The sequence below is a fragment of the Tenacibaculum gallaicum genome (assembly GCF_003387615.1).
GTDB classification, from domain to species: domain Bacteria; phylum Bacteroidota; class Bacteroidia; order Flavobacteriales; family Flavobacteriaceae; genus Polaribacter; species Polaribacter gallaicus.
In genome coordinates this window covers 49,600-72,110 of record NZ_QUNS01000011.1, presented here as the reverse complement: position 1 = coordinate 72,110, position 22,511 = coordinate 49,600, and the positions used below count along the sequence as shown (strand labels likewise).

The following is a 22,511-nucleotide window of genomic DNA, read 5'->3' as shown; positions in this document are numbered from 1 at the left end:
TATTATTATAATCAAGAAAGACCACACCAAAGTTTAAATGGTGTGCCTCCTAATATTTTTAACCAAAATTGTCAACGAATTAGTTAACCTTTACAGGAATGACAGTCTTATATTGGCTAACGTCATTTCGACCAGCGGGAGAAATCTTAAGAATATTTGTTACTCATTTTGTTGAGATTCCTCTCTATCGTTCGGAATGAGGACTTTTTTTAGTATCTACCACTAACCACTAACCACTAACCACTAACCACTAACCACTAACCACTAACCACTAACCACTAACCACTAACCACTAACCACTAACCACTAACCAAGCTTCTCACGTATTTTATCCAAACACAAATTATCAATACTACCCACATGCGTATGTTTTTTAGAAGTATCAGGAGTATATGTACCGTCGACAACTTCGCCACCAATTTTTTGGTACGCTTCTCTAAAACTCATCCCATTTTCAACCAAAGTATTCATATTATCTACCGTAAATAAGTATTTATACTTTTCATCTTGTAGGTCAATATCCTTCACAATAACTTGTTGAATAGCATAATCAAAAATATCTAACACATCTTTTAATTCCTCAAAAGCATTGATGATGTTTTCTTTTAATAACTGATAATCTCTATGATATCCACTAGGTAAATTGTTAGTGATTAACAAAGTTTCAGTATACAACGCTTGAATTTTATTGCACTTACCTCTAATGAGTTCAAATACATCAGGATTCTTTTTATGAGGCATAATGCTACTACCTGTAGTTAATTCATCAGGAAAAGAAATAAAATCAAAATTCTGACTCATATACAGGCAGATATCCATCGCAAAACGAGCTAAGGTGTTACTCACGCTTCCCAATGCCATCGTAAGCGTACGCTCACTTTTTCCTCTACTCATTTGTGCTGCTACCACATTATATTTTAAGGTTTCAAAACCTAGTTTTTTGGTGGTGAATTCTCTATCAATAGGGAACGAACTACCATATCCAGCTGCTGAACCTAACGGATTTTGATCTACCGTTTTTAGTGCAGCATCCACCATGTACAAATCGTCAATTAGCAATTCAGCATACGCAGAAAACCATAACCCGAAAGAAGAAGGCATTGCCACTTGTAAGTGGGTGTACCCAGGTAATAACTTGGTTTTGGATTGCTCTGCTAATTCCAATAGCGTATTGAAAAGTGTTTTAGTTTTATCAGAAATCAACTGTAAATTGTCTTTATAATACAACTGCAACGCCACTAACACCTGATCGTTTCTGGAACGTGCTGTGTGTATTTTTTTACCAACCTCACCATACATGTTAGTTAATTCAAACTCAATTTTAGAATGCACATCTTCAAACTGAGTGTCAATTACAAAAGTACCATCTTTAAGCTGTTGTTCTAACGTTTTTATACCAGTGGTTACTTGCGCTAACTCTTCCGAAGTAATAATACCAATGGAAGCCAGCATTTTAGCATGTGCTAAAGAAGCTTGCAAGTCGTATGGTGCAATGTGTATATCTATTTCTCTGTCATTTCCAACAGTGAAATGTTCTATTTTTTTATCGATGGATAATCCTTTGTCCCAAAGTTTCATATTTTTAGTTTTTTAGTTAGTAGTGAGTATTGAGAAGTTAGTATTGAGTGTTAAATACTTTAACTAACAAAATTCTCAATACTCACTACTAAAATCTCATTACTTTATTCAATAATTCTATATACAACTCAATCCCTTCCTCAATCTCCTGAAGGTAAATAAATTCATCAGCGGTGTGTGAACGGGTACTATCACCAGGTCCTAATTTTAACGACGGACAACTCAACACAGCTTGGTCAGATAGGGTAGGAGAACCATAGGTTTTTCTTCCTAAAGCCAACCCTGCTTGTACTAAAGGATGCTCTTTTGGTATTGACGATGAATTCAAATTCAAACTTCTTGGGTGTATGTTACAAGGTGCGTTTTGCTGTAAATAATCGCTAACTTCTTGATTGGTGTATTTATCGTTTACACGAACATCTACTACTAATTTCACTTCGGAAGGAACCGTATTGTGCTGTTTCCCTGCATTGATTTGTGTTACGGTGAGTTTTACGTCTCCCAAGGTTTCCGAAGTTTTTTCAAATTCAACATCTTTAAACCACTGTAATACTTCAATAGTGTTATAAATAGCATTATCGTGATTCGGATGTGCTGCATGACTTGGGGTACCTGTAACCTCAGCATCAAAAACGACTAAGCCTTTTTCGGCAATAGCTAATTGCATTAAGGTAGGTTCTCCCACTATGGCTACATCAATGTTTGGTAAGGTTTTTAGTAATCCGTTTAATCCGTTAGAACCGCTACTTTCTTCTTCGGCAGTTCCTGCAAATACCAAATTATACGCTAAGTTTTCTTTTTGGTAGAAGTGGGTGTAGGTCGCCAATAACGAAACTAAACAGCCTCCCGCATCGTTACTTCCCAATCCGTAGAGTTTTCCTTCTTCCACAATAGCTTTAAACGGATCTTTGGTATAGCCGTTATTAGGTTTTACGGTGTCGTGATGTGAGTTTAGCAACAAGGTAGGTTTGTTAGCATTAAAATATTTGTTTACCGACCATACATTGTTCTGTGTTCTGGTATACGGAATATCAAATTCTTGAAACCAGTTTTCTAATAGTAGGGCAGTAGCATCTTCCTCCGAAGAAAAAGAAGGGGTTTCTATCAAGTTTTTTAATAGGCTGATAGCTTTTGTAGTGAGTCTTTGTGTCATGATAGTTGTAATGAGGTGTGTTTATTGTTTGAATTAAATACCATAGCTGTATTGCCTATGTGTACTTTTTGAACGTTATTTTTTAGCGCATGAAAGCAATTGTCTAACTTAGGAAGCATTCCTTCAAAAATGACTCCGTCAGTTTTTAGTTGAGTATAGGTTTCTAATGTGATTTGCTCGATAACAGAAGTATCATCAGCAACATCACTTAATACTCCTGGTTTTTCAAAACAGTAGTACAGTTCTGTATTAAAATCAGTAGATAATCCTATAGCCAATTCAGCAGCAATGGTATCTGCATTTGTGTTTAGTAACTGTCCGTTTGCATCGTGCGTAATGGCACAAAATACTGGAGTTACTTCGTTATTAATTAATACCGTTACTATTTTCGGATTCACGGTAATAACGTCGCCAGCAAATCCGTAGTCTATAGGTTCAGCAGGACGTTTGGTTGATACGATTGTGTTACCGTCAGCTCCTGTAAATCCCACAGCATTTGCATTGTTTGCTTGTAACTTCGCAACAATTTGCTTGTTAATTTTACCTGCATATACCATGGTAATCAAGTCTAAAGTTTGCGTATCGGTTACACGTCTGCCATCAATCATCGTCACAGGAATACTCAACTGTTTAGCCAATTCAGAAGCTAATTTTCCACCACCGTGTACTAATACTTTAGGTCCTTTTAACTGAGCGAAATCAGTTAAGAAACTATGTAAGGCTTTCTCATCATTAATGATGTTTCCGCCTATTTTAACAATCTTTATGGTTTTCATTTGTTAATTATCTTTTAATTTAATGTCACGTCGAGTGATTTTTCGTACTGAAAGGAAGAAAAATTGTATCGAGACGTTTTCAAGTAGTTCTCGATATATCTCCCTGCGGTCGACACTCGAACTGACAAGTCAAAATTTAAATTCAACTTAAATGAGTTAAAATTTCCTTTAATACTATTTGCGCAGCATAGGTTCTGTTATTGGCTTGTTCAATCACAAGAGAATTGTCACCATCTAAAACAGCGTCTTCAGCTACTACATTTCTTCTAATAGGTAAACAGTGCATAAATTTAGCAGCACCGATTTTTCCCTGAGTAATCATCCAGTTGGGGGCTTCGGTCAATATTTTACCATACTTAGTAAAAGAACTCCAGTTTTTAGCATAGATAAAGTCGGCATTTTTAAAAGCTTTCTCTTGATTGTATTCTATATGGAACTCTTTTGTAATTTCAGCATCTAACTCGTACCCTTCGGGATGTGTTATAACAAACTCTACATCCATGTTGTGCATTAGGTGTACAAAAGCATTGGCAACCGAATGGGGTAATGCTTTTGGATGTGGTGCCCAAGACAACACAACCTTGGGTTTATTCATAGTTTTAGTTTCTGTAATGGTAATCGCATCTGCCAAAGCTTGTAACGGATGGTCAGTAGCGCTTTCCATATTAATAACAGGAACTGAGGCGTATTTTATAAAACCGTTAAGTACAATTTCAGAGGTGTCTTTTTCTTTGTCTTTTAACGTCGGAAAAGCTCTTACTGCAATGATATCAGCATATTGAGAAATTACCATGGCAGCCTCTTTAATATGTTCTGAAGTACTTAAATTCATCACAGTACCGTCTTCAAACTCCATGCTCCAAGCGTTGGTAATGTTTAATACACTTACCTCCATACCTAAGTTTTTAGCTGCTTTTTCGGTACTTAACCTTGTACGTAAACTGGCATTGAAAAAAAGCATGACTACGGTTTTATGTTGCCCCAAATGAGCAAACTGATAGGGGTTTTCTTTTAATTGAATTGCCTTTTGAACGGTATCCGAAAGGTTTTTAATGTCGTTTAAATTGGTGTATTTCTTCATGACAGTTCCTTTTTTAAAGCCTCAAAAAACACATCGATATGTTGCTTTTGAATGGTTAGTGGCGGAAGAATTCTTAATAAGTTCGAATTCTTAGCGCTTCCTGTAAAAATGTGATGTTTGAATATTAGGTTCTTTCTTAGCTCAGCAATAGGAAAATCGAATTCCAATCCTAACATGAGACCTCTTCCTTTTACAGTTGTTATCTGCGGAATTGAAGCTGCTTGTTCCATAAAATACGCAGCAATTTGCTGTGCATTTTCCATCAAATGATCTTTTTTAATGGTTTTAATAACTGCTAAGGAAGCAGCACAGGCTAAGTGATTTCCGCCAAACGTAGTTCCTAGTAAACCGTAAGAAGCTTGAATACTTGGATGGATTAAGATTCCGCCAACAGGGAATCCATTCCCCATTCCTTTTGCCATCGAAATGATATGCGGAGTAATGCCGTGTTTTTGAAAAGCAAAGAAATCACCCGTTCTACCAAAACCACACTGAATTTCATCAGTAATAAGTAAGGTGTTGTATTGCTTGCATAGTTTTTCTAACCCTTGGTAAAAAGTTGTAGAAGCTTCGTCCAATCCTCCAATACCTTGAATGGTTTCTATTATAATAGCACAAACATCATTGTTTTGTAAGGCTTTTTCAACACTTGCTAAATCCTCAAACTCTAAAAAGATAACTTCTTGCTGCGCATTGATGGGCGCTACAATCTTAGGATTGTCGGTTGAAGCTACCGCAGCAGAAGTACGTCCGTGAAATGAATTTTTAAAAGCAATTACCTTTTGTTTACTCGTATGAAAAGAGGCTAGTTTTAAAGCATTTTCATTGGCTTCTGCTCCCGAATTGCATAAAAATAGTTGATAATCGTTACACCCCGATATGTTTTCTAGTTGTGAAGCTAACTCCACTTGTAACGGATTTTGAATAGCGTTGCTATAAAAACCTAGTTTAGCTACCTGCTCGCTAATGTTTTTTACATAGGTAGGGTGTGAATGCCCGATAGAAATTACGGCATGTCCGCCATATAAATCTAAATATTCTGCGCCTTTATCGTCGTATACATATACATCGTTGGCGGTTACTGGGGTTATATCAAATAGAGGATATACGTTAAATAAACTCATTATGGTGTTTTTTTTATGGTATTAATTTTATTAAAAGAGGCTACCATTCCTTGTATTAATGCTGCACTTAATCCTTTGTGTTCCATTTCATTCAAACCTTCAATGGTACAGCCTTTTGGAGTGGTAACTTTATCGATTTCTTCTTCAGGATGATTTCCTGTAGCTATGAGTAGGTTGGCAGCTCCTTCACTGGTATGCATAGCGAGCTCTTGTGCTTCTTTTGCATCGAAACCTAACTGAATAGCGGCTTGTGTAGTTGCCCGTATTAAGCGCATCCAAAAAGCAATTCCACTAGCACATATTACGGTGGCTGCTTGCATTTGATCTTCAGGAATAATCATAGAAGTTCCTAGTTGATTGAAAATAGTTGTAGCTATTTCTAAATCCTCCTTCTTTTGAGTATTACCACTAAGACAAGTCATCGATTTTCCAACGGCAATAGCAGTATTAGGCATGGCTCTGATAATAGTAGTATCTGAACCAATAAGCGTTTCCATTTTTTCAATAGAAAAACCAGCAACTGTAGAAATTACTATATGATTGTCTAATAATATAGGAGCAGCTTCTTTTAAAAGAGCTTCTAAGTGTGTTGGCTGCACAGCAAAAATTAACACATCAGAAGATGTGATTGCTTCCTTGTTATTAGAACTAATAAAAACGTTGGGTACTTCTTTAAATTCATTGAGTTCTTCAATGTTTCTTTTGGTTAAGAAAAGTTGAGAAAACGAATTGTTTTGTATCAATCCTTTAGCGATTGATTTTCCTAAGTTACCTGTTCCTATAATTGCTATTTTCATTAGTGAAAGTTTAGTTTAGATTATATATTTTAGTGCTGTTCACCTTGGTTTACCTAATCGCTCTGTGAAGGTTAGAAGTAAGTTGCCTTTAACTGTAATCCAGTATCCTCTTTAAAGCCAAACATTAAGTTCATATTTTGAACTGCTTGTCCAGAAGCTCCTTTTAATAGGTTGTCAATAATGCTTGTTATCAATAGTTTATCTTCATGTTTGTGTAAGTGAATTAAACATTTATTTGTGTTTACCACTTGTTTTAAATGCAGGTCATTATCAGCAACATGTGTAAAAAAAGTGTTCTTGTAATAGTCAGCATACAGTTGCTGTGCCTCTTTTAAACTTCCTTCAAAATGTGTGTATAATGTAGCATAGATACCTCTAGAAAAATCTCCTCTATTAGGAAGAAATAATACTTCTGAATCAAAATTAGATTGAAGCGTATCTAAGGTTTGATTAATTTCTCCTAAATGCTGATGGGTAAAAGGTTTGTAATAGGAAAAATTATTATCTCTCCACGTAAAATGTGTGGTAGCTGATAAGGAAGTTCCTGCACCCGTTGCACCTGTAACTGCATTGATATGAACGTCACTTTGTAATAAATTAGCATCAGCCAGTGGAAGCAATCCTAATTGAATAGCGGTAGCAAAACACCCTGGATTTGCTATGTAAGAAGCACCTTGTATCGCTGTTTTTTGAAGTTCAGGTAAACCGTATACAAACTCTTTTCCTTGAAAAGTGCTATCAGCTTTTAACCTGAAATCATTTCCTAAATCAATAATCTTTGTAAGGTCTGAAAAGGTATGAGCTTCTAAAAACTTTTTAGAGTTTCCATGTCCTAAGCATAAGAATAGCACATCTATGCTCTCATTAATTTTATTGGTAAACGTTAGCTCAGTGCTACCTACTAAATCCTGATGCACATTAGCTACTTTATTATCAGCGTTTGAAGTACTGTACACAAAATTGATAGTCGCTTTTGGGTGTTGTAACAAAAGCCTGATTAATTCTCCTGCGGTATATCCTGCACCACCTATAATTCCTACTTGTATCATGTTGTTTGTTTTGTTATTGTTGTTAATGTTCTAATTGTCACCTCGAACGGATGTGAGAGGTTTCACATCAGTTTTATTAATTATGGAGAGATTCCTCCTCAGTTACTTTGCAACATACTTTTAATTAAAATATAATTTGATTTCAGTAGCGTTCGGAATGACATTACTATACTTAACAAATTCTAAACTTGTATTTCTGCTAACTGTTTACTGATTAACCTGTTGATATATTTTATTCTGATTTCCTAAAAGCTTGATAAAACCTTTGGCATCAGCAGCACTCCAACCCTTGTTAAGCTCTCCGTAACTTCCAAATTTGGCATTCATTAAATCGTGTGGAGAAGCAATTCCGTCTAGGGTAAAGTGATACGGTTTTAGCGTTACCAAAACATCACCCGTAACTTTTGATTGGCTACTCTCTAAGAAAGCTTCCATGTCTCTCATCACAGGGTCTAAATACTGACCTTCATGCAAGTGCATACCATAAAAACTAGCCAAATATTCTTTGTGCTGTAACTGCCACTTGGTTAAAGTGTGTTTCTCTAGTAAATGATGTGCTTTAATGGTGATTAAGGCAGCAGGAGCTTCAAAACCAACTCTTCCTTTAATTCCCACAATAGTATCACCCACATGAATGTCTCTACCAATCCCGAATTTAGAAGCGATGGTATTTAACTGCTCAATGTTTTGTACAGGAGTATTTTTGTCGTCATTAATAGCGATTAATTCACCTTTAACAAAAGAAAGTTTCAGCTGTTCAGCTGTTGTTTTAGTTACTTGTGAAGGGTAGGCGTGTTCAGGTAATGGGTGTTCAGAAGTTAAGGTTTCTTCACCACCTACACTTGTTCCCCATAAACCCTTGTTTACTGAATATTTTGCTTTTTCCCACGAAAGGTCTATTCCATTATTCTTTAAATACTCGATTTCTTCCTGTCTCGAAAGTTGTAAATCTCTTATAGGTGTGATGATTTCAATTTCAGGAGCAATGGTTTGAAAAATCATATCAAATCTCACCTGATCGTTTCCTGCACCTGTACTACCATGAGCGATATAGTTAGCCCCAATACTTTTAGCATAGTTTACAATTTCAATAGCTTGTACAATTCTTTCAGCACTTACAGAAAGGGGATAGGTGTTGTTTTTTAATACATTTCCAAAGATTAAATACTTTACTACCTTATGGTAAAAACCATCAACAGCATTAATGTTTTTATAGGTAGCTGCTCCCATTGTATAGGCGTTTTCTTCAATTTTTTTAATTTCTTCGGAAGAAAACCCACCAGTATTCACACTAATAGTATGAACCTCGTATCCTTGTTTTGATAAGCTTACCGCGCAGTAGGAAGTGTCTAAACCTCCACTGTATGCAATTACTAGTTTTTTCATTTTTTGTCTTTTTTTAGGAAGATGCTCTCCTTAATTCTTTTAAGCCTTTGAAAGACTTTTCCTTTTATTTTTATGTTTTGAGATTTTTTATTAGGATCGTATAACATACCAGTACACAAACACATTTTTTGCTGTGTACGTTGTAACACATCGTAGTTTTTGCAGGTTTGACAACCATTCCAAAAAGATTGATCTTCTGTAAGTTCAGAAAAGGTTACAGGCTTATAACCTAATTCACTATTGAGTTTCATAACGGCTAACCCTGTAGTAATACTAAATATTTTAGCATGAGGAAATTTTGCTCTAGAATGCTCAAAAACTACTTTTTTAATTTGTTTGGCCAAGCCAATACCTCTGTAGTTAGGGTGGACAATTAACCCTGAATTAGCTACAAATTTACCATGGCTCCAGGCTTCGATATAGCAAAAGCCTGCAAACTTATCGTCATCTAAAGCGATAACTGCGTTACCATTTTCTAGTTTTGTAATGATATATCCTGGCTTTCTTTTAGCAATTCCTGTGCCTCTAACCAGCGCAGCTTCATCAATAGTTTGACAAATAATTTCAGCATACTTACTATGCGATTGATTAGCAATAACAACTCTCATTGAAATTGATTTTAGATAAACATTTTGTTATAAATCGGTGGTTTGAAAAGAAGAACCGGACACACCTAGGTTCCCAAAAGAAGTAGCACCCTTACGGGCGACGTCGGATAAAAATAGGTCGTACTACAACTGTGTTATTGAAAACAATAACTATAGTTAGTAACGAAATAAAAATGTAAATGATAGAAATCAAAAGGTAAAAAATAAAATGATACAATACTCAGTTTTGGACAAAGGAAGACTAGCGTCGGTTGAAAGACCGCACTAAAAAACTGGGTATATTATTGTATATTTTATTCGTTTGCATGATGGCACAAATCTATAAAATAAATTTTGATTAATGCTATATAAAAAATGAAAAGTTTTATAAATCGTAGTAAAACAAGAGGTTAAGAGGTGTCTTTTTTAGGTAGAAAATAAAAAAGTTAAAAATATTAGGATAACTAAAAAATAATTTCAAATATTTGTGGCAACAGATGAAAAAACAAATTTTAAATATCATTTCTATTATTGTCATTGTGATTATTTCACAAGGATAAGGAAGCGGTATTTAATATTTTAAAATATAAATTATAAAAAGGCTTCCTAAATTTAGGAAGCCTTTTTTAGTTACAAAAAACATGAATCAATTTTTTAACATCGTGGTAATTATTATTGTCATTATTAGCTCTCCACCGAGTTGATACAGATAGTTTTTGCCTATAAAAAAGCCTGTGTCTAACTCTAGATACAGGCTTTTTTTATACCTGTGAATATCATAATGAATTCATGTTAAGTATTTGATTAGTATGATTTTATGTGTTTTTGTAAGTGAATGAAAATCATCAAAACCTTAAAGATTAGAAAGTAAAGTAAAAAGCGAAAAATAATTTTGAACAGTAAAAACAACCAAAAATGTACTATAACGAGGAAACAGTAATTTTTTTCAACGGACAGTTTATCAAAGCTAAAGATGCTAGCGCCAATTTGTATAGCCAAAGTTTACACTACGGAAACGGGGTTTTCGAAGGAATAAGAGCTTACAATACTACCGAAGGAGCTAGAGTCTTTAAGTCGTATGAGCACTACAAAAGACTAAAGTTTGGCGCAGAAGTAATGAATATTCAATTGGATTATTCAGAAGAAGAATTAACACAAATTACGTATGAGTTATTAGAACGTAATGGGTTGAAAGATGCATACATCCGTCCGCTAGTCACTACTGGAGTTGATATGAGTTTGCTAACCTCTAAAGAGACAAACCTAGTTATTCAATGCTGGGAATGGGGGAAGTATATGGGAGATAAATTACTACGCGTAAAAACATCATCGTTTCAACGTCCGAATCCAAAATCGTGTTTTGTAGAAGCAAAAGTAACAGGACACTACACAAATTCAATATTATCAACTAACGAAGCAAAAAACAATGGGTATGATGAAGCACTATTGTTAGATATGAACGGTAATGTAGCTGAATGTTCGGGAGCCAATGTTTTTATGGAGAAAGACGGAAAACTGTATACACCACCAAGAGGTCATATCATGGCAGGAATTACACGTGCTACAGTTATGGACTTATGCAAAGAAGAAGGAATTTATATTGAAGAAAAGCACTTTACGTTAGAGGAACTAAAAACCGCAGATGCTTGCTTTTTTACAGGAACTGCAGCCGAAGTGGTCGGGTTACAATCGTTAGACGATTATCAATTTCCACTAGCGTGGGAAAAATCACAAGGACACAAATTAATGAAACTATACAAAGACGAAGTATTAGGCTTACGTCAAAAAAGAAAAGCAAGTTAACATGGAACTAAACAAATTTAGTAAACAAGTAACACAAGATGATACACAGCCTGCAGCACAAGCAATGTTGCATGCTATAGGGTTATTAAAAGCAGATTTAGAAAAACCGTTGGTAGGAATAGCAAGTACAGGATATGAAGGAAACCCTTGTAATATGCACCTAAATGATTTAGCAAAATTGGTAAAAGAAGGAACTGAAAAAGCTGATTTAGTTGGGTTGATATTTAATACCATCGGCGTTTCTGATGGAATTTCTATGGGAACCCCAGGAATGCGTTATTCATTGCCGTCTCGTGATGTAATTGCTGATTCTATGGAAACCGTAGTACAAGCGATGTCGTATGATGGATTGGCAACCGTGGTAGGATGTGACAAAAACATGCCAGGAGCATTAATGGCAATGTTGCGTTTAAACCGTCCATCAGTTTTAGTGTATGGAGGAACTATCGCTTCTGGATGTCATGAAGGAAAAAAGTTAGATGTAGTATCGGCTTTTGAAGCATGGGGTGAGAAAGTTGCAGGAACGATTACTAAAAAAGAATATCAAAGTGTCATTGAAAAAGCATGTCCAGGAGCAGGCGCTTGTGGAGGAATGTATACTGCAAATACTATGGCATCAGCTATTGAGGCTTTGGGTATGAGTTTACCTTATAATTCATCCAATCCTGCAATTAGTAATGATAAAGAACAAGAATGCGTTAAGGCAGGTGAAGCACTTCGTGTTTTACTAGAAAAAGGCATCAAACCATCGGATATCGTAACTAAAAAGTCTTTAGAGAATGCAGTACGATTGGTAACTGTTATGGGAGGCTCTACGAATGCTGTATTACACTTTTTAGCGATTGCTAAAGCAGCGGAAGTGAAGTTTACTTTAGAAGATTTTCAACGTATTTCTGATGAAACTCCATTTTTAGCTGATTTAAAACCTAGTGGAAAATACTTGATGGAAGATGTGCATAAAGTAGGAGGAACACCAGCAGTTTTAAAATACTTATTAGAAAAAGGTTTGTTACATGGTGATTGTTTAACCGTAACAGGAAAAACATTAGCCGAAAATTTAGTAGCAGTTCCAAGTTTAGTAAACGGACAAGAAGTAATCAAGTCAACTGAAAATCCAATAAAAGCTACAGGGCATTTAAGAATGTTGTATGGAAACTTAGCTAGAGAAGGTTCCGTGGCAAAAATAACGGGGAAAGAAGGTTTATATTTTTCAGGAAGAGCAAAGGTTTTTGATGGAGAATATGCAGCAAATGACGGAATTCGAGATGGAAAAGTAGTAAAAGGTGATGTGGTTGTGATTCGTTATGAAGGCCCAAAAGGAGGTCCTGGAATGCCAGAAATGCTAAAACCCACAGCCGCAATTATGGGAGTAGGATTAGGTAAAGAGGTTGCTCTAATTACTGATGGTCGTTTTTCAGGAGGTACGCATGGTTTTGTGGTAGGGCATATTACACCAGAAGCACAAGAAGGTGGTGTAATCGCTTTGGTAAAAGATGGAGATACTATAACCATTAACGCAGAAACAAACACAATTAATGTAGAAGTTTCTGAAGATGAATTAACAAAGAGAAAACAAGAATGGAAAGCTCCACCATTAAAAGTGAAAAGAGGTGTATTATACAAATACGCAAAAACCGTAGCATCTGCTTCTAACGGATGTGTAACTGACGAATTTTAACCCTTGTACTATGGAAACAAACACACAACAACAACAACAAAGAGAACAAGAAACAACACAGAAAGTAACCATTACAGGTGCAGAAGCTGTAGTCAAATGTTTATTAGCAGAAGGAGTTGATTTATTGTATGGGTATCCAGGAGGAGCCATCATGCCTGTATATGATGAATTATATAAATACCAAGACAAATTACACCATGTATTAACACGCCATGAGCAAGGAGCCACGCATGCAGCACAAGGGTATGCAAGAGCAACCGGTAAAGTTGGAGTGGCAATAGCAACTTCAGGTCCAGGAGCAACAAATTTAATAACGGGTATTGCCGATGCGCAAATAGATTCTACACCTATGGTTTGTATTACAGGACAAGTAGGAGCACATTTATTAGGGTCTGATGCTTTTCAAGAAACGGATATTGTGGGAATTTCAACACCTGTTACAAAGTGGAATTATCAGATAACCAAAGCAAGTGAAATACCAGAGGTGATAGCTAAAGCATTCTATATCGCTCGCTCAGGAAGACCAGGTCCTGTTTTGGTCGATATTACCAAAAACGCACAGTTTGAAGAATTTAATTTTTCTTATAAAAAATGTACTTCGGTTCGTAGTTATCGACCTGTTCCAGCGATGGATATAGAAAGTGTAAAAGCAGCTGTAGAGTTAATTAATAAAGCAGAAAAACCATTTGTAATTTGGGGACAAGGAGTAATTCTAGGAGAAGCAGAAGAAGAATTTAAAGCTTTTATAGAAAAAGCAGAAATTCCTTCAGCAAGTACTTTGTTAGGCTTATCTGCTTTACCAACCAAACATCCGTTACATGTGGGAATGGTAGGAATGCACGGTAATTACAGTCCTAATAAATTAACGAATGAGTGTGATGTATTAATTGCCATCGGAATGCGTTTTGACGATCGTGTTACAGGTGATTTGAACCGTTATGCAAAACAGGCTAAAGTGATTCATTTTGAAATAGATCCTGCTGAAGTTGATAAAAATGTAAAAACGGATGTAGCTGTTTTAGGAAATGTAAAAGAAACCTTGGCGGCGACACTTTCTCTTTTAGAAGAAAACTCTCACAAAGAATGGTTAGAAGAGTTTAGAAATCTGGATGCGGTAGAGTTTGATAAAGTCATCAAAAACGACTTGTTTCCAACGAAAGAAGGATTAACCATGGGAGAAGTTATCAAACAAATAAATGAAGCCTCAAAAGGAAAAGCCATTGTAGTAACTGATGTAGGACAGCATCAAATGATAGCGAGTCGTTATGCCGAGTTCAATCAATCAAAAAGTAGTATTACTTCAGGTGGGTTAGGAACCATGGGGTTTGCATTACCTGCAGCTATTGGTGCTAAAATGGGTACTCCAAATAGAGAAGTAGTAGCAGTAATTGGTGATGGTGGTTACCAAATGACCATACAGGAGTTAGGAACAATTTTACAAACTAAAGCAGCTGTTAAAATTGTAGTACTAAATAATGAATTTTTGGGTATGGTACGTCAGTGGCAACAGTTGTTTTTTGACAAGCGTTATGCTTCTACGGTAATGACAAATCCTGATTTTGTAGCAATTGCCAAAGGCTATCATATGGCTGCGAATAGGGTTACAAAACGTGAAGAGTTAGCCAATGCTGTACAAGAAATGATGCAAAGTAAAGAAGCTTACTTTTTAGAGGTTTGTGTAGAAAAAGAAGGCAATGTATTTCCAATGATTCCAACAGGAGCATCGGTATCAGAAGTTCGATTAAAATAATATAATATGAGTACAAAAAACACCTATACAATCTCAATATACACAGAGAATAATATTGGATTGTTGAATAGAATATCAGCAATATTCCAACGAAGACATTTGAATATAGAAAGCGTTAATGTATCAAAGTCAGAGATTAAAAGTGTATCCAGATTTACACTTTTGGTAAAAGTAACGGAAGAACAAATCAAAAAAATAATAGGTCAGATAGAAAAACAAGTAGAAGTAATCAAAGCTTTTTATCATACCGACGAAGAAACAGTATATCAAGAATCGTGTTTGTTTAAACTGAGTACAGACTTATTGACTGATAACGACGATATTCAAACGATTATCAATCAAAGTAAATCAAGAGTTATTAACGTAAACAAAAACTTTTTTGTTCTTGAAAAGTCAGGAAGTAAAGAAGAGGTGGAAGAACTCTATCACATTTTAGATAGACATGGTATTAAGCAGTTTGTTCGCTCAGGAAGAATAGCGATTACTAAAGAAGAAATGCCAGTGTCACAATTATTACAATTAATAACAGGATAAATAAACAACACAAATACAACAGAAATGAAAAATTATTTCAACCAATTATCATTAAGAGAACAATTAGAACAGTTAGGAAAATGTAGATTTATGGGTGCTGATGAATTTTCAGAAGGAACAACAGCATTAGAAGGTAAAAAAGTGGTAATTGTAGGGTGTGGAGCACAAGGATTGAATCAAGGATTAAACATGCGCGATTCTGGATTAGATATTTCATATGCCTTGCGTGAAGCAGCAATTAAAGAACAACGCCAATCGTATAAACATGCAACAGAGCATGGTTTTCTAGTTGGAACTTACGAAGAATTGATTCCAACAGCCGACTTGGTATGTAATTTAACTCCAGATAAACAACATACGCAAGTAGTAAATGCGGTGATGCCACTAATGAAATCTGGAGCAACCTTATCGTATTCTCATGGATTTAATATTGTTGAAGAAGGGATGCAAGTACGTAAGGATTTAACGGTAATTATGGTCGCACCTAAATGCCCTGGGACAGAAGTTAGGGAAGAATACAAACGAGGGTTTGGAGTACCAACATTAATAGCAGTGCATCCTGAAAATGATCCTGAGAATAAGGGATTGACACAAGCAAAAGCCTATGCGTTTGCTACCGGAGGCCATAGAGCAGGTGTGTTGGAATCGTCGTTTGTTGCTGAGGTAAAATCAGATTTAATGGGGGAGCAAACTATTTTATGCGGTGTGTTACAAACAGGGTCAATCTTATCGTTCAACAAAATGGTAGAAAAAGGTATTGAACCAGCATATGCATCTAAGCTAATTCAATATGGATGGGAAACCATCACCGAAGCGTTAAAGCATGGAGGGATTACCAATATGATGGATCGCTTATCAAACCCCGCAAAAATTAAAGCCTACCAACTTTCCGAAGAATTAAAAGAAGTATTAGCTCCGTTGTTCAACAAACATATGGATGATATTATGTCAGGACATTTTTCAAAAACGATGATGGAAGATTGGGCAAACGACGATGTGAATTTATTGACATGGCGAGCTGCTACAGGAGAAACTCAGTTTGAAAAAACAGCGGCTACTTCTGAAGAAGTTTTAGAACAAACCTATTTTGATAAAGGAACTTTGTTAGTAGCTTTTGTAAAGGCTGGAGTTGAGTTGGCGTTTGAAACTATGGTCAAATCAGGAATTATTTCGGCATCTGCTTATTACGAATCATTACACGAGTTGCCACTAATTGCAAATACTGTTGCTCGTAAGAAATTATTCGAAATGAACAGAATTATTTCTGATACTGCCGAATATGGATGTTACCTATTCGATCATGCTGCAAAGCCATTGTTAACTGATTTCATGAAGTCGGTAAATACAGATATTATCGGAAAAGAGTACAGTACTTCTAATGAAATAGATAATCTTGAATTAATTAAAGTGAATAAAGCAATTCGCAATCATCCTATTGAAAAAGTAGGGGCAGAGTTGCGTGAGGCAATGACTGCTATGAAAGTAATCAGAACAAGTGTTGGCCAAGAAGAACCCGCTTTAGCGTAATATATTATGGAGGTTCAAAAAGAAACTTATTTTCCTAAACTAGAAGATATACAGCAAGCTGCTACGACTTTAGAAGAAGTCGTGGCAGTTACTCCGCTGCAAGAAAATTTTAATTTATCGCAACAGTTTAATGCAACTATTTTTTTAAAAAGAGAAGATCTACAACAAGTTCGTTCGTACAAAATTAGAGGAGCCTATAACAAAATTAGTTCTTTAACAGAAGAGGAGTTAGTGAATGGAATTGTGTGTGCTAGCGCAGGAAATCATGCACAGGGTGTTGCGTTAGCGTGTAGAAAAAAAGAAATCTATGGTACTATTTATATGCCAGCACCAACACCAAAACAAAAAGTAGAACAAGTAAAAATGTTTGGTGGTAATTTTGTAGATATTCAATTGATAGGTGATACGTTTGACGATGCCTATAAAGCAGCAAAACTTTTATGCGATAGTTTACAAAAAACATTTGTGCATCCGTTTGACGATGAAAAAATTATTGAAGGACAGGCAACCGTAGGCTTAGAAATTTTAGAGCAATCAGAGCAACCTATAGACTATGTTTTTGTACCTGTTGGTGGTGGTGGGTTAGCCTCTGGTTTATCAAGTGTTTTTAAGTTATTATCTCCGAGCACCAAAATTATTGGAGTAGAGCCTGCTGGAGCACCTTCTATGAAAAGATCTTTAGAAGAAAATAATAATATTAAACTTGATAGTATTGATAAGTTTGTAGATGGTGCAGCTGTTCAGCAAGTAGGGGAGTTAACCTACAAAATCTGTCGGGAAAACTTATCGGATATGCTTACTGTTCCTGAAGGAAAAGTATGTCAGATGATTTTAGAGATGTACAACAAAGAAGCTATTGTAGTGGAGCCCGCAGGGGCATTAACCTTAAGTGCATTAGATTTTTACAAGGAAGATTTAAAAGGTAAAAATGTAGTATGTGTTATAAGTGGAAGTAATAATGATATAACCCGTACTGCTGAAATTAAGGAAAGAGCCTTGTTATATGGTGGATTTAAGCACTATTTTATTGTACGTTTTCCGCAACGTGCTGGAGCTTTAAAAGAATTTGTTGCTGAGGTATTAGGAGAGAATGACGACATCACTTTTTTCGAATATTCTAAAAAGACCAATAGAGAAAATGGATCTGCAGTTGTAGGAATAGAGTTGGAGAAAAAAGAAGATTTACAACCGTTAATTCATAGAATGAAAGAACGAAGTTTTTACGGTGAATACCTGAATGATAAACCTAATTTATTTGAGTTTTTGGTGTAGTATTAATAAGGCAGTTTTAAATTATGTCATTTCGACTGAAGGGAGAAATTTTTTGAATACTTGTTTCTCATTTGTATCAGATTCCTCCTTGGTTGCTTCGCAATATACTTTCAATCAAAATATATTTTGATTTCAGTAGCGTTTGGAATGACATTTTAGACAGTCTTATTTTTTATCAAGATATACCCAATGGTCATTTTCTTTACAAAAAACAGAATTTTCATGGATTACATCGATATTTCCATTTTCCATAAAAAAAGCTTTAAACTCAACCGTGGTTTCTGTAGTATTAATGATTTCTAGCTTTAACCAATCAACAGATTTTGTCCAAGCTAAAATTTCTTTCTTTTCACGTTTAGAAGGTCTGGTACTACTATGATGGCTTTTTTGTAGATAATTGATATTAGCTAATACAAAAGCACTATATCTTGAACGCATTAAAGTTTCTGCTGAGGTTACTGAAAGAATGTTTTGATGTGCTTTTTGGCAACAATCAGTATACTTTTTATTTGGTGTACAAGGGCATTGCATGACTTAAAATATTTTTTCAAAAGTAGTTGAAAAACGTATAAAATCAATTCGTCTATAGTAAAGTGCATTTCGTCTATAGATAAATAGTTCTTTATCAAAGAAAAAAAGTATAACTTTAAATTTAAATTACTTTTATAAAGTTAGTTTATAATCTAAAGCTTTGAATAAAAAAATAAAAATATTATTAATAGAAGACGATAAGATAGAGGTACTTAAGTTTAATAGAGCGATTACTCCTATTTTAGAAAATCATATAATCACACAAGCAAATAATGGAAAAGAAGCCTTATATTTATTGGAAAAAGATTTACCAAATATAATTTTATTAGATTTGAATATGCCTGATACTAATGGAATTGAGTTTTTATCTATTCTAAAAAAGGATGAAAAATTAAAACATATTCCTACCATAATACTAACAACATCAGATAATGATAAAGATATTACAGAGTGTTATAGATTGGGAATAGCAGGATACGTTTTAAAACCATTAAAGTATCAAGATTATGAAAAAAAAATAGGGTCGATAATAGAATATTGGAGTTTTAATGAATTTAAAAGATAAAGTATGAAAGGAATTGTTTTTACGGAGTTTCTGGATTTAGTAGAAGATAAGTTTGGTATTGAAATGGTAGATAAAATTATTGAACAATCTAAGTTAAACTCTGATGGGGTGTATACAGCTATTGGTACATACAAATTTTCTGAAATGCTACAATTACTTGAGAATTTAAGTAAAAACACAGGAATTTCAACAGATGATTTATTATTAGTATATGCAGAACATTTTTTTACAGTTTTAGAAGAAAGTTACCCTGGACTTTTAGCTACTTACAAGGATCCTATAGAGATGCTGTCTTCAATTGAAGACCATATTCATGTAGAAGTAAAAAAGATATATCCAGATGCAGAGTTACCAACATTTCTAGTAGAAGAAAAAAGTGAAAATTCACTTATAATGCTGTATAAATCTAGTAGAGCAATGCATCACTTTGGATTAGGTTTAATGAATAAAACATTTGAACATTTTAATAGTTCAGCAAAAATTGTTTTAGAAAAAATAAAAAGTGACGGAACAGAAGTAAGGTTTATTATCAATAAAAACTAGTGAGTATAAAAGAAATAGAAATACTAAAAAGAGCGCTAGAAAGGCAAAAAAAAGCTAGAAAACAAGCAGAGAAAATACTAGAAGAAAAATCGTTAGAATTATTTAATATTTCTCAAGAGTTAAAAGAAGTTAATGAAAAATTAGAAGATCTTTTAGATGAAAAAAACTCACAACTAAAAGGAATTTTCGAAAATATTAATGACGCTTATCTAGTAATGGATATTCATGGCAATGTGTTAAAAATGAATGATGTTGCTGTAGACTTTTTTGGTTTTGATGTAAATGAAGAAGAAGTAAATATTGTAAGTCTTATTTATCCTGAAGACTATGAATATGCTATGAGTTCTTATGCTCAATTATTAAAAAATGGATATTTCACGAATTATATAGCTAGGGTCATAACAAAGAGAGGTGAGGTAAAATGGGTAAACATTAACTCAAGTGTAGTTTTTGATAAAAATAACACTCCCATTGCCGCTCAAGGAATTATTAGAGATATTACTAACCAAAGAAAAGAACGACAGGTAATTGAGGTTTTAAGTAACACGGCTAAATCAATTTTAGGAAAAGAGGATATCTACGAAATTGCTTGGGAAATATCAAACAACGTTGCAAATTATTTAAATACTGACGATTGTGTTGTTTATTTAATAAATGAAAAGAAAAAACAATTAGAATTAATAGCTTCTTTTGATAAAAGAGAAAGAGAAAACAAAAAAATCTATGATAAAATGCGATTACCTTTTGGAAAAGGTATTGTGGGGAGCGTAGCAAAATCAGGTGTTTCAGAAGCTATAAATAATACCAGTTTAGATGAGAGATATGTAGTTTATCACACACCAAAATTATCAGAATTAACCGTGCCTATAACTAGTGAAGGTAAAGTGATAGGAGTTATAAATGCAGAATACTCAGAGAAAAATTACTTTACAGAAGAGCACTTAAAAACGATAGAAGGTATTGCAGACTTAGTATGGCTTCAATTAAAAAGTGCAATAAATATAAGAAAGCGTAAAAAAGTAGAAAAGAAAAATGCTGATTTATTAAAAAAGGTAGCAAAAAGTAATCAAGAACTTGAGGAGTATGCACACATAGTTTCTCATGATTTAAAATCACCCATAAGAAGTATTCATGCGTTAACCAGTTGGATTAAAAGTGATAACGAAGGAGTTTTTGATGAAGCAAGTCTTCAAAACTTTGAGCATATTGAAAACACCTTGGAAAAAATGGAGCAGCTAATTACTGATGTGTTAGAGTATTCAAGTATTGCTAATGAGGCAAAGGAAGACGACAATGTAGATTTAAATTCTTTAATTGAAGAAATAAAGAAAGTAATATACTTACCCAAAAACATTTCAATAAAAGTTTTAGGGAAATTACCTATTATAAAAGGAGACAAAACAAAGTTTCAACAATTATTTCAAAATCTAATAAGTAATTCAATTAAGTTTAATGATAAGGAAAAAGGAATTATTGAAATTGATGTAAAAAACCAAAATTCATTATATAGATTTTCAATAAAAGATAACGGAATTGGTATTGAGAAGAAACATTATGATAAGATTTTTAAAATTTTTCAATCCCTTAAAAAGACCAAAGACTCTACAGGTATTGGTTTATCTATTGTAAAAAAAATTGTAAACTTTTATAAAGGAGAAATATGGTTAGAATCTGAAATAAATAAAGGAACAACTTTCTTTTTTACAATAAAAAAGTAATAATGGAACAACCAAACTTATCTTATATAAATGCACTCTCTAAAGGAGATAATGAATTTAAAAAACAAGTTATTGCGGTTTTAAAAGAAGAGCTTTCAGGAGAAATAGAAAGCTATTTTTTGTACATTGAAAATAGAGATTTAAAGAAAACAAAAGAATTTGTTCATAGAATTAAACATAAAATGAGTATTTTAGGCTTAGAAAAAAGCTATAAAATAACCAATGATTTTGAAAACAACCTTGCAGACAATAGCATAGAAAACAAAGAGTACTTTGAAAATGCACTGCCTGCAATGCTTGATTTTTTAAAAGAACTTTAAAAGATTATCTATGAACTGCATTGTTATTGATGACGAATTAATGTCAAGAATGATTCTTAAAAAAGTATGTGAACAAGTAGAGGAACTAAAGCTTGTTGGTGAATTTTCTAACGCAATACAAGCGATAAAATTTTTAAATAGTAATAAGGTAGATGCTATTTTTTTGGATATTCATATGCCTGATTTCACAGGGATTGATCTTCTACAAACATTAAAAAATCCTCCTAAAATTGTTCTAACAACTTCTGATAGAAATTTTGCTGTAGAGGCTTTCGAATACGACTTTGTTGTAGATTATATAGTAAAACCAATAGAGTTAAGCCGATTTGAAAAATCAGTAAAAAAAATTACTGCAGCAAGAGCAAAAGACAGTAGCACAATACCAGTAGTACAAGATCAAACTACTGATGTAAATACGTTGTATGTAAATATTGACAGAAGGTTAGTGAAAATAGATATACCAAGTATTTATGTAGTAGAGGCTAAAGGCGATTATATTAAAGTTAAAACAGAAGAGAAAAACTACATAGTTCATAGTCCTTTAAAAAAAATTGAAGAAAAATTACCGTCAAAATCATTCTTAAAAGTACATAGATCATATATAATAAATATCAATCAAATTGTTGATATAGAAGATAATAGTGTGCTTATAAAGCAAGACATAGTTCCTGTAAGTAGGTCTAATAGAAATGAACTAAAAAGACGATTAAACTTATTGTAATCATTTTATCGGTATAAA

21 protein-coding genes are annotated in these 22,511 nt (G+C 34.1%); 11 read left to right on the top strand and 10 right to left on the bottom strand.

Annotation, left to right across the window (positions count from 1 at the left end; genetic code table 11):
- Nucleotides 1-306: 306 nt before the first annotated feature.
- The 9 genes from argH to C7448_RS14750 form a co-directional block, all read right to left on the bottom strand.
- The gene (argH, locus tag C7448_RS14790) at nt 307-1,578 is read right to left on the bottom strand and encodes an argininosuccinate lyase (protein ID WP_115902185.1); all 1,272 of its coding nucleotides are present in this window, start codon (nt 1,576-1,578) and stop codon (nt 307-309) included.
- 88 nt (nt 1,579-1,666) lie between these two features.
- A complete protein-coding gene (locus C7448_RS14785; RefSeq protein WP_115902184.1) occupies nt 1,667-2,731 on the bottom strand; it encodes a M20 family metallo-hydrolase in 1,065 nt (354 codons plus the stop codon).
- Nucleotides 2,728-3,507, bottom strand: coding sequence for an acetylglutamate kinase (argB, locus tag C7448_RS14780; protein WP_115902183.1), 780 nt, complete (start codon nt 3,505-3,507; stop codon nt 2,728-2,730). The genes C7448_RS14785 and argB overlap by 4 nt, the downstream gene beginning before the upstream one ends.
- A 142-nt stretch (nt 3,508-3,649) precedes the next feature.
- Nucleotides 3,650-4,588: a Rossmann-fold NAD(P)-binding domain-containing protein gene (locus C7448_RS14775; RefSeq protein WP_115902182.1), complete on the bottom strand. Its 939-nt coding sequence runs from the start codon at nt 4,586-4,588 to the stop codon at nt 3,650-3,652.
- Nucleotides 4,585-5,712, bottom strand: coding sequence for an aspartate aminotransferase family protein (locus C7448_RS14770; RefSeq protein ID WP_115902181.1), 1,128 nt, complete (start codon nt 5,710-5,712; stop codon nt 4,585-4,587). The genes C7448_RS14775 and C7448_RS14770 overlap by 4 nt, the downstream gene beginning before the upstream one ends.
- Nucleotides 5,712-6,509, bottom strand: a complete 798-nt coding sequence (proC, locus tag C7448_RS14765) for a pyrroline-5-carboxylate reductase (RefSeq protein WP_115902180.1) — start codon at nt 6,507-6,509, stop codon at nt 5,712-5,714. Before proC ends, C7448_RS14770 begins: the two co-directional genes overlap by 1 nt.
- Nucleotides 6,510-6,580: 71 nt before the next feature.
- Complete coding sequence (gene argC / locus C7448_RS14760) at nt 6,581-7,558, bottom strand: N-acetyl-gamma-glutamyl-phosphate reductase (protein WP_115902179.1); 978 nt, start codon at nt 7,556-7,558, stop codon at nt 6,581-6,583.
- 207 nt (nt 7,559-7,765) lie between these two features.
- The gene (argG, locus tag C7448_RS14755) at nt 7,766-8,944 is read right to left on the bottom strand and encodes an argininosuccinate synthase (RefSeq protein WP_115902178.1); all 1,179 of its coding nucleotides are present in this window, start codon (nt 8,942-8,944) and stop codon (nt 7,766-7,768) included.
- A complete protein-coding gene (locus tag C7448_RS14750) occupies nt 8,941-9,552 on the bottom strand; it encodes a GNAT family N-acetyltransferase (RefSeq protein ID WP_115902177.1) in 612 nt (203 codons plus the stop codon). Before C7448_RS14750 ends, argG begins: the two co-directional genes overlap by 4 nt.
- An 894-nt stretch (nt 9,553-10,446) precedes the next feature.
- On the opposite strand from C7448_RS14750, the gene C7448_RS14745 reads away from it, so the two are divergent.
- The 6 genes from C7448_RS14745 to ilvA are packed head-to-tail and all read left to right on the top strand — an operon-like array spanning nt 10,447 to nt 18,095.
- On the top strand, nt 10,447-11,334 hold the full coding sequence (locus C7448_RS14745) for a branched-chain amino acid transaminase (protein ID WP_115902176.1): 888 nt from the start codon (nt 10,447-10,449) through the stop codon (nt 11,332-11,334).
- A 1-nt stretch (nt 11,335) separates the two neighbouring features.
- A complete protein-coding gene (gene ilvD, locus C7448_RS14740; RefSeq protein ID WP_115902175.1) occupies nt 11,336-13,012 on the top strand; it encodes a dihydroxy-acid dehydratase in 1,677 nt (558 codons plus the stop codon).
- Between the two features lie 10 nt (nt 13,013-13,022).
- Nucleotides 13,023-14,762, top strand: coding sequence for a biosynthetic-type acetolactate synthase large subunit (gene ilvB / locus C7448_RS14735; RefSeq protein ID WP_115902174.1), 1,740 nt, complete (start codon nt 13,023-13,025; stop codon nt 14,760-14,762).
- A 6-nt stretch (nt 14,763-14,768) separates the two neighbouring features.
- Nucleotides 14,769-15,296: an acetolactate synthase small subunit gene (gene ilvN / locus C7448_RS14730; protein ID WP_115902173.1), complete on the top strand. Its 528-nt coding sequence runs from the start codon at nt 14,769-14,771 to the stop codon at nt 15,294-15,296.
- Nucleotides 15,297-15,320: 24 nt separating this feature from the next.
- Nucleotides 15,321-16,823 carry a ketol-acid reductoisomerase gene (gene ilvC / locus C7448_RS14725; RefSeq protein ID WP_115902172.1) on the top strand — a complete coding sequence of 501 codons (1,503 nt, stop codon included), beginning with the start codon at nt 15,321-15,323 and terminating at the stop codon, nt 16,821-16,823.
- Between the two features lie 6 nt (nt 16,824-16,829).
- The gene (ilvA, locus tag C7448_RS14720) at nt 16,830-18,095 is read left to right on the top strand and encodes a threonine ammonia-lyase IlvA (protein WP_115902171.1); all 1,266 of its coding nucleotides are present in this window, start codon (nt 16,830-16,832) and stop codon (nt 18,093-18,095) included.
- A 165-nt stretch (nt 18,096-18,260) separates the two neighbouring features.
- Here ilvA and C7448_RS14715 read toward each other — a convergent pair whose 3' ends face one another.
- Nucleotides 18,261-18,626, bottom strand: coding sequence for a YchJ family protein (locus C7448_RS14715; protein ID WP_115902170.1), 366 nt, complete (start codon nt 18,624-18,626; stop codon nt 18,261-18,263).
- Between the two features lie 160 nt (nt 18,627-18,786).
- Here C7448_RS14715 and C7448_RS14710 point away from each other — a divergent pair, with 160 nt between their 5' ends.
- The 5 genes from C7448_RS14710 to C7448_RS14690 are packed head-to-tail and all read left to right on the top strand — an operon-like array spanning nt 18,787 to nt 22,493.
- Nucleotides 18,787-19,191, top strand: a complete 405-nt coding sequence (locus C7448_RS14710; protein ID WP_115902169.1) for a response regulator — start codon at nt 18,787-18,789, stop codon at nt 19,189-19,191.
- 3 nt (nt 19,192-19,194) lie between these two features.
- A complete protein-coding gene (locus C7448_RS14705; protein ID WP_115902168.1) occupies nt 19,195-19,734 on the top strand; it encodes a heme NO-binding domain-containing protein in 540 nt (179 codons plus the stop codon).
- Complete coding sequence (locus tag C7448_RS14700; protein ID WP_115902167.1) at nt 19,734-21,452, top strand: GAF domain-containing sensor histidine kinase; 1,719 nt, start codon at nt 19,734-19,736, stop codon at nt 21,450-21,452. The genes C7448_RS14705 and C7448_RS14700 overlap by 1 nt, the downstream gene beginning before the upstream one ends.
- 2 nt (nt 21,453-21,454) lie before the next feature.
- The gene (locus tag C7448_RS14695; protein ID WP_115902166.1) at nt 21,455-21,772 is read left to right on the top strand and encodes an Hpt domain-containing protein; all 318 of its coding nucleotides are present in this window, start codon (nt 21,455-21,457) and stop codon (nt 21,770-21,772) included.
- Nucleotides 21,773-21,782: 10 nt separating this feature from the next.
- Nucleotides 21,783-22,493: a LytR/AlgR family response regulator transcription factor gene (locus C7448_RS14690; protein ID WP_115902165.1), complete on the top strand. Its 711-nt coding sequence runs from the start codon at nt 21,783-21,785 to the stop codon at nt 22,491-22,493.
- Nucleotides 22,494-22,511 lie beyond the last annotated feature (18 nt).

What these genes read in the sequence shown, in the direction of transcription:
- ilvB (WP_115902174.1), top strand. Translation starts at nt 13,023, where the DNA reads ATGGAAACAAACACACAACAACAACAACAAAGAGAACAAGAAACAACA.
- argB (WP_115902183.1), bottom strand. Translation starts at nt 3,507, where the DNA reads ATGAAAACCATAAAGATTGTTAAAATAGGCGGAAACATCATTAATGAT.
- C7448_RS14775 (WP_115902182.1), bottom strand. Translation starts at nt 4,588, where the DNA reads ATGAAGAAATACACCAATTTAAACGACATTAAAAACCTTTCGGATACC.
- ilvD (WP_115902175.1), top strand. Translation starts at nt 11,336, where the DNA reads ATGGAACTAAACAAATTTAGTAAACAAGTAACACAAGATGATACACAG.
- C7448_RS14695 (WP_115902166.1), top strand. Translation starts at nt 21,455, where the DNA reads ATGGAACAACCAAACTTATCTTATATAAATGCACTCTCTAAAGGAGAT.
- C7448_RS14745 (WP_115902176.1), top strand. Translation starts at nt 10,447, where the DNA reads ATGTACTATAACGAGGAAACAGTAATTTTTTTCAACGGACAGTTTATC.
- C7448_RS14705 (WP_115902168.1), top strand. Translation starts at nt 19,195, where the DNA reads ATGAAAGGAATTGTTTTTACGGAGTTTCTGGATTTAGTAGAAGATAAG.
- C7448_RS14750 (WP_115902177.1), bottom strand. Translation starts at nt 9,552, where the DNA reads ATGAGAGTTGTTATTGCTAATCAATCGCATAGTAAGTATGCTGAAATT.
- argC (WP_115902179.1), bottom strand. Translation starts at nt 7,558, where the DNA reads ATGATACAAGTAGGAATTATAGGTGGTGCAGGATATACCGCAGGAGAA.
- ilvC (WP_115902172.1), top strand. Translation starts at nt 15,321, where the DNA reads ATGAAAAATTATTTCAACCAATTATCATTAAGAGAACAATTAGAACAG.
- C7448_RS14715 (WP_115902170.1), bottom strand. Translation starts at nt 18,626, where the DNA reads ATGCAATGCCCTTGTACACCAAATAAAAAGTATACTGATTGTTGCCAA.
- argH (WP_115902185.1), bottom strand. Translation starts at nt 1,578, where the DNA reads ATGAAACTTTGGGACAAAGGATTATCCATCGATAAAAAAATAGAACAT.
- C7448_RS14690 (WP_115902165.1), top strand. Translation starts at nt 21,783, where the DNA reads ATGAACTGCATTGTTATTGATGACGAATTAATGTCAAGAATGATTCTT.
- argG (WP_115902178.1), bottom strand. Translation starts at nt 8,944, where the DNA reads ATGAAAAAACTAGTAATTGCATACAGTGGAGGTTTAGACACTTCCTAC.
- proC (WP_115902180.1), bottom strand. Translation starts at nt 6,509, where the DNA reads ATGAAAATAGCAATTATAGGAACAGGTAACTTAGGAAAATCAATCGCT.
- C7448_RS14770 (WP_115902181.1), bottom strand. Translation starts at nt 5,712, where the DNA reads ATGAGTTTATTTAACGTATATCCTCTATTTGATATAACCCCAGTAACC.
- ilvN (WP_115902173.1), top strand. Translation starts at nt 14,769, where the DNA reads ATGAGTACAAAAAACACCTATACAATCTCAATATACACAGAGAATAAT.
- C7448_RS14785 (WP_115902184.1), bottom strand. Translation starts at nt 2,731, where the DNA reads ATGACACAAAGACTCACTACAAAAGCTATCAGCCTATTAAAAAACTTG.
- ilvA (WP_115902171.1), top strand. Translation starts at nt 16,830, where the DNA reads ATGGAGGTTCAAAAAGAAACTTATTTTCCTAAACTAGAAGATATACAG.